At 67.8% G+C, this 13,841-nt stretch carries 9 protein-coding genes and 2 pseudogenes; 6 read left to right on the forward strand and 5 right to left on the reverse strand.

The window, feature by feature from the left end; translation table 11 throughout:
- Window positions 1–358 precede the first annotated feature (358 nt).
- Window positions 359–856 (forward strand): annotated as a pseudogene (locus tag FHY05_RS15315) (IS6 family transposase); the annotation flags it as partial.
- A gap of 188 nt (window positions 857–1,044) precedes the next feature.
- On the opposite strand, the pseudogene FHY05_RS22880 reads toward FHY05_RS15315, so the two are convergent.
- Window positions 1,045–1,432: pseudogene (locus FHY05_RS22880) on the reverse strand (SDR family oxidoreductase).
- Between FHY05_RS22880 and FHY05_RS22885 the strand changes: the two are divergent.
- From FHY05_RS22885 to FHY05_RS15330, 3 genes are all read left to right on the forward strand, one after another.
- Complete coding sequence (locus FHY05_RS22885) at window positions 1,328–1,768, forward strand: hypothetical protein (protein WP_409321810.1); 441 nt, start codon at window positions 1,328–1,330, stop codon at window positions 1,766–1,768. The pseudogene FHY05_RS22880 and the gene FHY05_RS22885 overlap by 105 nt on opposite strands.
- Before the next feature lie 534 nt (window positions 1,769–2,302).
- Complete coding sequence (locus tag FHY05_RS15325; RefSeq protein ID WP_183945306.1) at window positions 2,303–4,405, forward strand: TonB-dependent receptor; 2,103 nt, start codon at window positions 2,303–2,305, stop codon at window positions 4,403–4,405.
- Window positions 4,406–4,509: 104 nt separating this feature from the next.
- Window positions 4,510–5,421: a sugar phosphate isomerase/epimerase gene (locus FHY05_RS15330; RefSeq protein ID WP_183945307.1), complete on the forward strand. Its 912-nt coding sequence runs from the start codon at window positions 4,510–4,512 to the stop codon at window positions 5,419–5,421.
- Between the two features lie 33 nt (window positions 5,422–5,454).
- Here FHY05_RS15330 and FHY05_RS15335 read toward each other — a convergent pair whose 3' ends face one another.
- From FHY05_RS15335 to FHY05_RS15345, 3 genes are read right to left on the reverse strand one after another with little or no spacing between them, the layout of a single operon-like run.
- On the reverse strand, window positions 5,455–5,820 hold the full coding sequence (locus FHY05_RS15335; RefSeq protein WP_183945308.1) for a nuclear transport factor 2 family protein: 366 nt from the start codon (window positions 5,818–5,820) through the stop codon (window positions 5,455–5,457).
- Window positions 5,817–7,157, reverse strand: coding sequence for a cytosine permease (locus tag FHY05_RS15340; protein ID WP_183945309.1), 1,341 nt, complete (start codon window positions 7,155–7,157; stop codon window positions 5,817–5,819). The genes FHY05_RS15335 and FHY05_RS15340 overlap by 4 nt, the downstream gene beginning before the upstream one ends.
- A 19-nt stretch (window positions 7,158–7,176) precedes the next feature.
- A complete protein-coding gene (locus FHY05_RS15345; RefSeq protein ID WP_183945310.1) occupies window positions 7,177–8,016 on the reverse strand; it encodes an alpha/beta hydrolase in 840 nt (279 codons plus the stop codon).
- A gap of 140 nt (window positions 8,017–8,156) precedes the next feature.
- Here FHY05_RS15345 and FHY05_RS15350 point away from each other — a divergent pair, with 140 nt between their 5' ends.
- Together FHY05_RS15350 and FHY05_RS15355 are read left to right on the forward strand one after the other, a co-directional pair.
- Complete coding sequence (locus FHY05_RS15350) at window positions 8,157–10,196, forward strand: hydantoinase/oxoprolinase family protein (RefSeq protein WP_183945311.1); 2,040 nt, start codon at window positions 8,157–8,159, stop codon at window positions 10,194–10,196.
- Window positions 10,193–11,908: a hydantoinase B/oxoprolinase family protein gene (locus tag FHY05_RS15355; protein WP_183945312.1), complete on the forward strand. Its 1,716-nt coding sequence runs from the start codon at window positions 10,193–10,195 to the stop codon at window positions 11,906–11,908. Before FHY05_RS15350 ends, FHY05_RS15355 begins: the two co-directional genes overlap by 4 nt.
- A 110-nt stretch (window positions 11,909–12,018) precedes the next feature.
- Here the strand turns inward: FHY05_RS15355 and FHY05_RS15360 are convergent, their stop codons facing one another.
- The gene (locus tag FHY05_RS15360) at window positions 12,019–13,788 is read right to left on the reverse strand and encodes a M14 family metallopeptidase (protein ID WP_183945313.1); all 1,770 of its coding nucleotides are present in this window, start codon (window positions 13,786–13,788) and stop codon (window positions 12,019–12,021) included.
- Between the last annotated feature and the right edge of the window lie 53 nt (window positions 13,789–13,841).

Genomic DNA, 13,841 nt, shown 5'->3' on the forward strand with positions numbered 1-13,841 from the left:
CTCAAGCGAAGGGAGATTTGCAGAAATCTCAGCGATAGCTGTCGCATGGTGTCGCATCCAAGCGCAGACAGCTTGGGGGCATTGCGCAGGCACCTAACCTCTGCATAGTGGGGCATCATGCTCACCGATCCGCAGGTTCGGAAGGCGGTCGCGCAGGACCGCGACTACAAGCTGCCCGACTCCGGAGGGCTGCACCTCTACGTCATCAAGACGGGGCACCGGTCGTGGTGCCTCTGTCAAAGCTAATGCACCTGCGACGCTCGCCGGGGTGGGGAATGGCCATGCCCCGCCCGCGCAAGCCAGCCAGCCCGTTCCGCTACTTCAACTCGTCACCCGAGGTGATCCGGCTGGTAGTGCTATGTACGTCCGCTTCCCGCTGTGGCTGCGAAACGTGGAAGACCTGCTGTTCGAGCGCGGGATCGATATCTGCCATGAGACGGTGAGGCTGTGGTGGAACAGGTTCGGTCCGCTGTTCGCGGGCGAGGTGCGGCGCCAGCCGGTGAGCCATATGCGCGGCTTTAGCCACTGGCGCTGGCACCTGGACGAGTTGTACGTGAAGCTGAACGGCGAGATGGTCTACCTGTGGCGAGCGGTGGATCATGAGGGCGAGATCCTCGAGAGTTTCGTCACCAGGACACGCGACAAGAAGGCAGCGCTCACTTGCATGAAGAAAGCGCTCAAGCGGCACGGCTCACCTGAGGCGATCACCACCGACGGTCTGCGCTCCCACGGTGCGGCGCTGACGGAGCTCGGTAGCCGTGAGAAGCAGGAGGTGGGTCGCTGGGCAAACAACCGGGTCGAGAACTCGCACCTGCCGTTCAGGCGACGAGAACGAGCGATGCTGCGGTTCCGGCAGATGCGCACCTTACAGAAGTTCGCCTCGGTTCACGCCAACGTCCACAATCATTTCAACCACGAACGCCACCGCGTCGACCGCCGACCTACAAGCAGCGCCGCTCCGCGGCGCTGGCCGAGTGGCAGGCGCTCGTCAGCTGATCCGACGCGAGCCGGGGGCAAGGTGCATCGTGTAGCGACGAGTTCGCATCAGACTGACAGCACCTCGGCGGCAGGTGACAGCAGGAAGCTGACCAGTGTCGCGACGTCGTCGGGGCGCCCCGCGCGACCCCAAGGGATCGCTGCCTCTTTGGCTTTCAGTTCTTGGGGGTCGTCGAGCGCCGACTGGTTCATCGGCGTCGGGATCATGCGGCGCGACGCCGTTGACCGCGATGCCCTTGGGCGCAAGTTCCAGCGCTAGCGTCGCGGTAAGCTGCGACAGGCCGCCCTTTGCCGCATCATAGTCGACCCCGCCGGGGCGCGGCGCCTTCTCGTGGATCGAGGAAATCTTGACCACGCGGCCCTTCAAGGCCTTTCCTTCCAGCGCGCGGACCATGCGGCGGCAGGTGAGGAACGGCCCGTAGAGGTCGGATCGCATCACCCGGTCGAACTGCGCCAGCTCCATGTCGACCAGGTTCACCCCGGTCACGATGGCCAAAAGGTAACGATCGGCGGCGTCGTCGATATCGGGACCAACTCACGCTGCTTATATGACTCTCTGCTGGCAGCGCGAGGGAAAAGCGGCGCTGGGCCACAGGTGATTACGCTATCTGGCGGCGCCAATCTGCTTCGGAGGCGGAAGGAACTAAACCACCGCTTCGCCATCGCGACGGGAACCTTCAGAAAAGTTTTCAATGGGCCGGACGTAGTCGACCTCTATCAATGCAATGCCGCAGGCATCGAGCAGGATACAATCCAGCTCTTTCGCCGCTGAACGGCTCTACCAGCCTCCCCAATCCCGAGAGCGGCCCTTCGGCTTTCGTGCTGGCTTGACCAGCCAGACAGCTGCGCGAAGGGCCGGATTCCCGGTGCGGCGGCATGAATGAGCGTCCAGAGTTGGCGGTCGGGCAGGGCGCCGCGAATGGCCGATTTTGGGTCGGCTTACCCGCCGGGGCGCTTGGGCCTACAAGCCGTCTCAGCGCAATTTTCATGCGCCGGACGGCCATCATTTGATCCTAGTTTGCGTTGGGCGCAACGATTGCGCAGCAAGCGGTCCATTGAACGGCGGTGTAAGCCGCTGCAACCTCTCTCCTCGGAGAAGCGACCGCGGGAGATGGTCGCCCCGCGACCTACTCGAGTTGACCCGGACGCCGGCGGTCGATCCACGATCGTCTAAGATACCGCGGCGACCCGAGTTGAGCGGATAGGTACGGCGCCGCCGGTCTCGCCGCTGGTCGCTCGGCTAACGGACGGGAGGCGTAAGCGCGATGGCGTCGTGTCCTCCCAGCGGCATCATAAGGGGGTTGGTATGAGAAAGCGCTACTTCGGGGCAAGCGCCCTAGCCGCGATAGCGATCGCGCTCGCCGCCGGACCGGCACAGGCGCAGGAAGCCAGTGGAGGCGATCAGCAGCCGCTCGCCACGCCGACCTCGGCGGGCGTCGACAACGACGTCGTCGTGACCGCGCGCAAGCGCAGCGAGACGGTGCAGACGATGGCCGATCCGGTCAGCGTCATCTCCGAGGCAGCGATCCAGAACGCGGACCTGCGCACGCTGCAAGACGCGGTGCGCCTGACACCGAACCTGGTGGTGCTCGATGGCCTGTACCCGGGCTATAAGACGGTGTCGTTCCGCGGATTCACCACGCTGGGGCGCGACGGCGAGTTCCCGTTCGCGACGATCGTCGACGGCGTGGTGCAGCCCGGCCAGATGTTCTTTCAGCAGGAGCTCGTCAACGTCCAGCAGATCGAGGTGCTGCGCGGCCCGCAGGGCACGCTCTATGGCGGCGGCGCGATCGCGGGGGCGATCAACATTGTCACCAAGCAGCCTACCAATGAGTTCGAGGGCAGCGCCAGCGCGGCTTGGCTGAGCGGCAACGAGAAGCGCGTCAACCTCAACCTGTCCGGCCCCCTCATCGCTGACAAATTGTACTTCCAGGCGGGTGCCACCGCGTATGATTTCGACGGTCTGATCGACAATATCGCGATCGACCAGAAAGCGGACTTCGCGCGCGCGCTCACGAGCCGCTCGTCGCTGGTGTGGGCGGGCACGCCCGACTTCCGGGCAGCGCTAACTCTATCGACGACCGACAGCAAGGTGGGCGGGCTGTGGCTCGCGCCGGTGGCCGACGAGCTGTTCGACGACATCGTCGCGCCGGTCAGCGAGAACCAGCCCGGCATCGTGCGTACCAAGCTCCGCGCGCTGTCGCTCAAGATGGACTACACGATCAGCGACTTCGCGACGCTGACGTCGATCACCGCCAAATCCTACGGTCGCGATTACACGACCGCCGACGGCGACTTCTCCGCGGCCGACACCTATACCCAGAACGTCCGCTTCATCGACAAGGCCTGGTCGCAGGAGGTGCGGCTGACCTCCGATGGGACAGCGCCGTTCAAGTGGAACGTCGGCGCCTTCTACCAGGACGAGACGCGCAACCAGGTCAGCAATTACGGCAGCGTCGGCAATCCGCCGGACTTCTTCTCGCGGAACGACGACGAGCGCGAATATCGCACCTTCGCGCTGTTCGGTCAGTCCTCCTACGCCCTCACCGATCGCCTCGAGTTCACCGGCGGGTTCCGCTACGACTGGGAGCGGCAGCGGCTCACCGACCAGCTCGCGAACCAGACCTTTCGCCAGACCTTCAGCGAGCCGCAGGGGAAGGCATCGCTGTCCTACAAGGTCTCGCCCAGCCTGTTCACCTACGCGAGCTACTCGCGGGGCTATCGCAAGGGCGGGTTCAACCCGCGCAGCATCGCGGCACTGCTGAGCTACGATCCCGAGACCGCGGACAACTACGAGCTAGGCTTCAAGAGCGACTTCGCCGATCGACGGGTCACGTTCAACGGCGCGGTCTTCTACACCGACTTCAACGGCCAGCTGCTCCAGACCTCGCGCGTGCTGCCAGGTCAAGGCATCTACATCGCCATCTCGAACATCGAGAAGACCAAGGTGTTCGGCTTCGAGGCGGAGACCTCGATCCGGCCGCTCGACGGCTTCAGCATCAGCGGCTCGGCCGGTTACTCGGACGTCAAGATCAAGCAGTTCCTCCCCGAGGACCGCGACGCCTTCCGCGACAATCGCACGCCGCAGATCTACGGCCTGACGCTGCAGGGCTCGCTGGATATCGACCGGCCGCTCGGCGGCGGCTTCAGCCTGGTCGCGCACGGGGATCTCACCCATCGCGGCGACGTCTACTGGGACGTGGAGAACAGCCTGCGCACCTCGCCGCGCACCTTCCTCAACGCCAAGATCGGCATCCGCCGCGACAATTGGACGCTGTCGTTCGTGGGCCGCAACATCACGGACGAGCGCACGCCCGCCGCGGTCGGCCCCCACGCGCTCGGCACCACCAGCCTGGTCAGCTACAACGAACCCGCGCAATATGGCGCGCAGCTGGGCGTCCAGTTCTGAGTGACATGCTTGCCGGTGGCCGAGCCTCGGCAGCTCGGCCACCTGCCATGGCGTGAGCGGATGCTCGATCGAGCAGTCGATCCATATAAGTGAGGAGAATGGCCATGCCGAACGCGATCGATCGACGCGCTGTGCTGGGCGGCGCGGCGGCGCTGGCGCTGTCCACCCAGCTAGTCGCGCGACCGCGCCGCCGCCCGCTCGGCATCCAGCTTTACACGCTCATGGCGGCGTTGGACGCCGACTTCGACGGCACGATCGGCAAGGTCGCGGCGATGGGTTACCGCGAGGTGGAGACACTCGGCAGCTTCGGCCGCGACCCCGCCGAGGTGCGCGCGATCCTCGACAAGCACGGGCTGGTCTCGCCGTCGCAGCACATCATGCCGCCCGGCCTCTACAAGGTCTTCGACGACGGCGTGGCCAAGCGGATCGACATGCCGACGTTCGAGCGCAAGTTCATCGAGGCCTTCTCGTTCGATCGGGTCGAGGGCCTGATCGAGGCGTGCGTCGCGCAGGCGCGGCCGCTCGGGCAGAAATACATCGTGTGGCAGATCAGCTGGCCGTCCCAGCTGCGTACCCGCGCGCAGATCGATCAGCTGATCAAGGCGTTGAACCGCGCCGCCGATGCGGCGCATGCGGCCGGGTTCACGCTGGCCTATCACAACCACAGCCAGGAGTTCACGAAGGTCGGTAGCGACGTACCTTATGATCTGATCCTGCAGGGCACCGATCCCGCCAAGCTGAAGTTCGAGATGGATCTCGCCTGGGCGGTCAACGCGCGGGTCGATCCGGTCGCTTATTTCCGGCGCTTCCCGGGGCGTTTCCGCATGCTGCACATGAAGGACATCGCGCGCGACGGCTCGGTCCGCGATCCCGGTGAGGGCATCGTGCCGTTCAAGACGATCATCCCCGCCGCCGAGGCCGCCGGGGTCGAGCATTTCTACGTCGAATATGACGTGCCGACCGACCCGCTGGCGACCTTGGGGGCGGCTCGCCGCTATCTCGCGCCCCTGATGTGACGTCCGCGGCGGCAGCGGCGCGGCCCATCTCGTTCACCGCTGCCGGCTGATCACCTCGAAGGAAGCGAGCCGTCCGTTGCTGATCGTCGCGACCGCGAGACACTCCTCCGCGCCGACACCCTCCGCGCCCTCGAAGGTGGCCGCGTAGCGGGCGAAGGCGAGCCGGTCGTCGGCCAGTGTCGCCTGTACTGGAGTCTCCACCGTCACCGCGTCGGTCTTCGCGCGGATCCGCTGGAAATGCGCGCAGATCGCCTCGGGTCCGGTGCCGCGAACGGCACCGTCCACGATGAACGGCGCGTCCGCGGTGAAGAAGCGCGCGAAGCCGTCCGGCGTGAAGTCGCGCTCGCGATAAGCCTGGTTCCACCAGGAGAAGAAGCGGGTAATGGGGTTGTCGGTCATGGCAGCTCCGTCGATGGCGAGAGGGCGGGCAGCGGGCGCGCCGCGGGACGCGAGAACCGCTTGGCGACAAACAGAAAGGCCATGGCGGCGAGCAGCGCGTCGACGGTCGGCGCGCGGGTCAGCTCGAGCAGGCCGAGCCCCAGATTGGCGCGCGGCAGCGTGGCGAGCCCGACGGCGATCCCGAACCCCCAGGCGAACAGCGGCACCGTCCGGAAGGTGGCAGGCGCTGGCGCGGCCGCCGCGTAGCGCCCGCGGTCGAGGAAGAAGTCCGCGACGTACACGCCCGACATCGGCGCGATCAGCAGCCCCATGAAGGTCAGCCAGACGATAAAGTGACCGAGGATGTCGGCCGCGGCGAGGCACGTGCCCAACACCCCCGCGATGGCAGCGAGCAGCCATCGCTCTACCTGGGGGAAGAGCGCCGACAGCGACAGCGCCGAGGCGTACAGATTCTTGTCGTTGCTGGTCCAGGTGGCGAGGATGATGACGAGGAGACCGGGCAGCGCGATCCCGGCCGCCAGCATGGTCGCGACCAGATCGGCGTTGCCGTACAGGATGCCCAACGTGGCCGCGAGGATCAGCAGCAGCGGGAAGGCGACGCCGTAGTTGATGTACATCGCCGTGGCATTGTCGCGCGGCGTCCGCAGAAAGCGGCTGAGATCGGGGTTGATCGAGCAGCCGAACACTTCCGCGCCGACGACGATCGAGACGATCATGCCGAGCCCCAGCGGCTCGGTCAGCGCGCGCGGTGCGAACAGACCCGCGGTGCCGTGGCGATCGAGCCCGATGGCGAGCGGCACCAGTGTCGCGAGCAGCAGCAGCGGCACGCTGACCACCGCCACCTTGCCCATCGCCTTGACGCCGATCACCGCGGTGGACGCGATCAGCGCGCCGACCAGCGCGATGCCGACCCGCTGGTCCAGCGTGTAGCCGAGCTGGGTATCGAGGATCGCCGCGACGCTCTTCACCAGGATCTGGGTCTGGAGGCCGAACCAGCAGAACGACGTGACCACCATCAGCGCGACGATCGCCAGCGAGCCGCGCGTGCCGAAGGTGCGTCGTAGCACCATCGCGGTAGGCAGCCGCGCGGTCACGCCGACATAGCCGGTGGCGATGCCCCAGAAGCCGAGCAGCAGGCTTCCCAGAAGGATCCCGGCCGTGACCGTGGTGAGGTCGGCGCGCTGGCCGAGTTGCCCGCCGAAGGCGAAGAACGGCACCGAGATCGAGACGCCGACCAGCACCATGGTGAGGAAGGGCCAGCTGCGCATATCCTGCTCGCCGGGTGGTCGCTCGGGATGGCGCTCGATCATGCCGGCGATGCGCTTGACGATGGCCACGGTACGACGTCCCCTTGCTTCAGCGCATCTGCGCGTGCAGCGCGCGGACCCACTCGCTGTCTCCGCGCGCGTGATCGAGGTGGATCCAGAAGTGATCGAGATCCGGCGTGTCCGCGGTGACCTGATTGCCGGCGGCGACGAGTTCGTCGGCGAAGGCGCGACCCTGGTCCTGGAAGACAATGATCTCCTGCTGGCCCCACGAGATGTGGAAGGCGGTGTCGACCTCTCTCACCGCCAGTAGCGGCGAGGCGTCGGCTTCTTCGCCTGCGTCGGCCAGCATCGGCACGGGCGAGACCCCCGGCATCACCGCGCGCCCGTGCGCGCCGCGCAGATCATACAGCCCGCTGTAGCAGAAGCAGCTGCGGATCACGTCCGGCGGCACATCGAATGCCGCATGGAGATCGGTGCGCAGGCTCGCCAGCGCGGCGAGGTGCGCGCCTGCTGAGTGGCCGCCGACATGGATGCGGCTCGCATCGCCGCCGATCTCCTCGGCGTGGCGGACCAGCCAAGCGATCGCGGCGAGACAATCCTGCAGCTGTGCCGGGTGCTTCGCCGCGGGCGCGAGCCGGTAGCCCAGCGACACGAAGATCGCGGGGCAGGAGGTGATCTCCGGAGCCGCCAGCGCCATCCACTCCTTGTAGCCGTGCGTCCAGCCACCGCCGTGTATGTCGAGGAAGATCGGCAGCGGGGCGGCGGCGGCCTGCGCCGGAAAGAAGAGATCGAGGCGTTGCTCCTCGTGCGCGCCATATGCCACGTCGAGGCGATGGGGCAGCGCGGCCACGGCATGCCGCCACAGGGCCATCGCCACGCCATGATAGCTGTCGCACGTCGCGTTGATCGAGGATTGCGGTCGCAGCATGTGAGGCGCGATCCTGTCACCGGCGCTTTCTTCTCACCAGCAGCGATCCACTGCTTTGCGCCTCGCGCAACAAACTCGCCAAGATTTGGGTCAAGAATGGAATATCAATGCGGCGTGAGGCGGATTGGGGGTTGTTCTGAATGAAGCGGTATCGCGTCGCGGTGGATATCGGCGGTACGTTCGTCGACTCGATCCTGTTCGACGCAGCGACCGGGCGAACGCACCTCGCGAAGGCGTCGACCACGCCCGACGAGCCGGCGCGCGGGGTGCTGGAGGCCTTGTCGCGGCTGGGGATCGACCTGGCCGACACCGAGCTGTTCGTTCATGGCACCACCCTGGGCCTCAACGCGGTGATCCAGCGGCGCGGCGTGGCCACCGGCATCATCACCAACGCCGGCTTCCGCGACATCTTCGAGATCGGCCGGGGCGACGTCCCTGCCGCCTCCATGTACGACTTCCGCTACCAGCGGCCCCCCTCGATCGTGCCGCGGCGTTATCGCAAGGGTGTCGCCGGGCGCATCGCGGCGGACGGCAGCGAGCTCGAGCCGCTCGACGAGGCGGGCGTGGTCGCGGCGGCGGGCGAGCTGGTCGAGGCGGGCCTGCGCTCGATCGCTTTGTGCTTCCTCCACAGCTATCGCAACCCGTCGCACGAGGAGCGCGCCGCCGCGCTCATCCGTGCCGCCTTCCCGTCGGTCGCCGTGTCCGCGTCGAGCGCGATCACGCGCGAGTATCGCGAATATGAGCGCACGGCCACGGCAGTGGTAGACGCCTATATCAATCCGATCTTCAACGATTATGTCGGCCAGCTCGAGAGCGGACTCGTCGCTGCCGGCTTCGCCGGCAAGTTGCTCATCATGCGCTCGGCCGGCGGCGCGATGACGGCGCAGACGGCGCGCCGGGCGCCGATCTACACGGTGCTGTCGGGGCCCGCCGGCGGTTTGATCGGGGCGAGCTATCTCGCGCGCGAGATCGGTCGCGACCGCGTGCTGACGCTCGATTACGGCGGCACCAGCCTCGACGCCGCGGTGATCGAGGACGGCGAGCCGCTGGTGATGCACGAGGCCCCGCTGGCCGACCTGCCAGCGCTGATCCCGATCTTCGATATCCGCTGCATCGGCGCCGGCGGCGGCTCGATTGCCTGGGTGCAGGAAGGCCTGCTTCAGGTCGGTCCGCATAGCGCCGGGTCGCAGCCGGGGCCGATCGCCTACGGACGGGGCGGCACCGAGCCGACGACCACGGACGCGGCCTTCATCCTCGGCTTCCTGGATGCCGCCCATTTCCTCGGTGGCAGCGTGGAGCTGGACGTGTCGGCGGCGCGGGCGGGCATGGCGGCGAAGGTGGCGGAACCGCTCGGCATCGACCCGACGCGCGCGGCCGCAGGCATCTTCGACGTGTTGGTGGCGCGCACCGCCGGGGCGATCCGCGAGATCACGGTCGAGCGCGGGCGTGACCCGCGCGACTTCTCGATGCTCGCCTTCGGCGGCGCCGGCCCGATGATCGCGCCGCTGATCGCGCGCGAGGTCGAGAACGCGGAGTTGATCGTGCCTCAGTCGCCGGCGGTCTTCTCCGCCTGGGGCATGCTGATGTCGGACGTCGTCACCGACGTCGCCCGCACCGAGCTGCGGCCGCTCGACCAGACGGCCGAGGCGCCCGTGATGGGCGCGTTCGACGAGCTGGTCGCGCAGGCCTGCGCGGCGCTCGCCGACCAGGCGAGCGGCAGCATCGGGGAACGCATCGTGCGGCTGGTGGAGTGCCGCTATGTCGGGCAGGAGCATGCGCTCGAGGTCGAACTGTCGGACGAGCAGCCGTTCGACACGATCCGCGCGCGCTTCCACGCGCTGCACAAGCAGCGCTACGGCCACGCCATCGATACCGCCATACAGGTAGTGACATTACGCGTGCGCGCCAGCGCCGTGCTGCCCAAGCCGACCCTGCCGCGGGCGGCCGTGGCGACGGGCCCGGTCTCGGCCGCCATGCGCGGACAGCGCGAGGCGTTCTGCTTCGCGCGGCGCGAGCGGACGGCCTTCGCGGTCTATGATCGCTCCGGCCTCGCAGCAGGCCATGCCTTGGACGGGCCCGCCATCGTCGAGGAAGGCACCGCCACGACGGTGATCCACTCTGATCAGACCATCACGGTCGACGAATATGGTCATCTTATCATCCGCAGGAGGGTCGCATGACGCTGGACGGCGCCACGGTCGAGGTCATCCGCAGCTATCTCGTCTCCGCGGCGGAGGAGATGCGGCGCACGCTGATCCGCACCGCGTTCAACCCGGTGATCTACGAGGTGCTCGACTTCGGCATCTCGATCTTCGACGCCGAGCTGGAGCTGATCGCCGACGCGCCCGGTCTCGCCTTCTTCCTCGGCGCGAACGACTATGCGATCCGCAAGGGCGTGGCGCATGCCGGATGGGAGACGCTGAGGCCCGGCGACATCCTGATCATGAACTATCCTTATTGGAACTCCGCGCATGCGGCCGACGCGACGCTGTTCGCGCCGGTGTTCGCGCCAGATGCCGATCGGCCGTTCGCCTTCACCTGCATCCGCGCGCACTGGATGGACCTTGGCGCCAAGGACCCGGGCTACGTGCTCGATTCGACCGACATGCACCAGGAAGGGCTGATCTTTCCCGGCACGCGCATCTATCGCGACGGCGAGCCGGTAGGCGACATCATCGACATCATCCGCTTCAACTCGCGCATGCCCGGTCCGGTGCTGGGCGACCTAGAGGCGCAGGTCGCCGCGACCCGAACCGGCATCGTGCGGCTCAACGCGATCCTGGCGAAGTTCGGCGCCGACGCATTCGGTGAGGCAGTGACGCGGATCAAGGATCACAGCGACGCCCTCGTCCGCAAGGCGCTTGCCGAGCTGCCGCGCGGCAGCTGGGAGGCGGACGATCTGGTCGACGACGACGGCGTCAGCGACGATCCCGTGCCGATCCACGTCCGCGTCACGATCGACGACGACGGCATGACCTGCGACTTCTCGGGATCGTCGGCGGCGGTGCGCGGACCGATCAACATCCCGATCGGGCTGACCGAGACGATCTGCAAGTTCGCGCTCAAGTCCCTCACCACGCCGATGCAGCGCAACAACGCGGGCTCGTTCCGCGCGCTCACGGTGGTCGCGCCCGAGGGCAACCTGTTCCACGCCGCCTATCCCTCCGCGACCTACACGCAATGGCCCGCGCACCTCGCGCTGGAGCTGGTCTACAAGGCCCTGGCGCAGGGCATGCCGGAGCGGGTAGCGGCCTGCTCGGGCGGGGACACTTTGGGGTTCATGATGATCGGGCGCAGCAAGGCGACCGGCGAGATGTACGCGGTGTCGAACAACGAGCCGGTCGGCTGGGGCGGGAGTGCCACGCACGACGGGATCAACGCCACCAACCACATCTCCGGCAGCCTCGTCCGCAACACGCCGATCGAGGTCATCGAGATGAAGACGGGCATGCGGATGGAGACGTTCGGTATCCGGCCCGACACCGGCGGCGCCGGGCGCACGCGCGGCGGCGTCGGCACCGAGCGTTCCATCCGCTTCGTCGAGGACGGAGAGTTCCTGTCGATCACCAAGCGCAGCAAGGAGCGGCCGTGGTCGCTGCTCGGCGGGGCGCGACCCGAGACCAACGAGCTGCTGGTCCGCGCCGGGACTCCCGAGCAGAAGCGGGTGGGAACTTACCGCCTGCCCGTCCGCGCGGGCGATCGCGCGGTCGCGCGCGCCGCCGGAGGCGCCGGCTATGGGTCACCGTATGAGCGCGATCCCGCCGCGGTCCTGGAAGACGTGCTGGACGGTTATGTTACGGTCGAGGCGGCCGAGCGCGAGTATAAGGTGGCGATCAGCGGCGCGCGGGTGGACGAGGTCCGCACCGCACGGCTGCGCGCGCCAGTGGCGTGAGCGAGACAGCGAGCGTCGGACCGTCGGCGCCGCTGTTCCCCTCCCTTCCGACCCGATCAGTTGATCGGTGACGTCGCTGCCTCAGCGAGCGGCAGCGACGAGGCGCGCTCTCACCCCGTGACTCGCCCGATCGGGTAGAGGAGGTGGTCGCGATCCTGGTAGGGGGAGCGGCTGTAGAACCACCTCAGGCGCGCGAGCGGGTCGGCCGCGAAGACCGGGTCGGCCGCCAGCGCGGCGGCGAACGCTTCGGCGAGCGCTGAATCGGCGGCCAGCATCTCGTCCGCCATGGGCGCGACGACATAGGCCTCCATATAGTCGACCGCGTCGAGGCACCCGGCGACGAAACCCTTGGCGAAGAGGGAGTCGGCACAGGCCGGCTCGAGCATATGGATGGCCAGCTCGCCGAGTGGCTGATCCGTCGTCACGAAGGCCGAGCCGGCGGCGAAGGTCCGCCGCTGTCGCTCGACCAGCGCGCAGTCGGCGGCCACCGCCGGACGCCGCTCCGAGATCGCTGATGCCACCGTGACCTCGCGGAGGCGGATCATGTCGACCTCCGCCTCCACCGCCTCGGCGGCGATCTCCATCGCGATGCCGTGACGCCCCAGCCGCTCGATCACGTCGGGCTCGGAGACGGGCACCCAATAGCCACGCGGGCGAGAGATGGTGCTTCCGGGCCGTGATCCGTGGAGGGGCACCTCGACCTCGGGCAGCGGCACGCCCAGCCAGCGCACCTCGCGCGCGCCGGACGCGGGCGAGTCGTAGAAGTCGGAGGCGATCGCACGAAAGGCGATCTCGCGCGCCGGCTCTGGCGCCATATCCCATGTCAGTATGGGGCTGGGCGCTCGGCCGGCGCGATCGCGCGCACTCGCGTCGCGCAACGCGTCGATCTGCTCGGCAGCAATCTTCAGGGTCGCCTCCAGCAACGCATAGGTGCCGAGCACGCGCTGCCTGACGGGCTTGAGCGAGTGGTTCTCGACCAGCACGGTGGCGAGATGGCGCATGTCGCCGTAGCTGTGCGAGAAGCGCGGCGGGAAGGCGGGCAGCACCAGCCCCAGCTCGGGACGGCGATCGTCCAGCGCCAAGATCAAGGGGCCGGGAACGTGCCCCCTCGCCTCCATCGACGCCGTCACGGCGGGTCGATACTGGTGGTGGAGCCAGGCGCTGATCGCGGGCGAGGTGGCGTATGGCTCGTCCTGGAAGCCGAAGCAGATGTCGTATTGGTAGTCGAGCCCGTCAGTCACGTGCAGGTCGACGAACAGGTCCGGTTCGATCGCGTCGATCAGCGCGATCAGCGACTGGATCTCGGGTGCCTCCGCCTTGATGAAGTCGCGGTTCAGATTGAGTCCCTGCGCCGAGGCGCGCCACCCTTGTACCGCGGGACCGCGCTGGTTCGGACGACTGAACGCCGAGCGCCGCTCATGGCCGTCCGGGTTGAGCACTGGGACAAAATACCAGTCGGCGCGGTCGAGCAGGTCATCGCAGCCGTTGAAAGCGATGTCGCGCAGCAGCATGAGGCCGGCGTCCTTGCCGTCGATCTCGCCGGGATGGATGCCGCACTGGACCAGCACGCGCGCCCGGCTGGTCGCCGACGCGGGCGCCCGCGCGGCCGCCTGATCACGCGACGCGGTGACCAGTGTCAGCGACCGTCCCTCGACCGACCGCCCGAAGGTGCCGAGCGTCACCAGCGGGGTGGCGGCGGCGAGGTCGTCGAGGAAGGCGAGCGTCTCGGCGTAGGTCGGCGTCGTGGCGAAGTCGTCCGCCTCGGCGGGGGTGCGCCAGTTGGCACCGGCGGGCGCGATCAACTTCTCGCTCGCGCCCGACCACGCGGGCACGGGGGGCAGCGGGGCGCGGCGATCTTCGGGCCACGGAGCGATGGGCATGAGGCTCTCCTGAAAGGACGCAGGAACGGCGCGTGACGCGGGGTCAGTGCGCC

The organism is Sphingomonas sp. BK580 (genome assembly GCF_014194975.1).
Taxonomy (GTDB): domain Bacteria; phylum Pseudomonadota; class Alphaproteobacteria; order Sphingomonadales; family Sphingomonadaceae; genus Sphingomonas.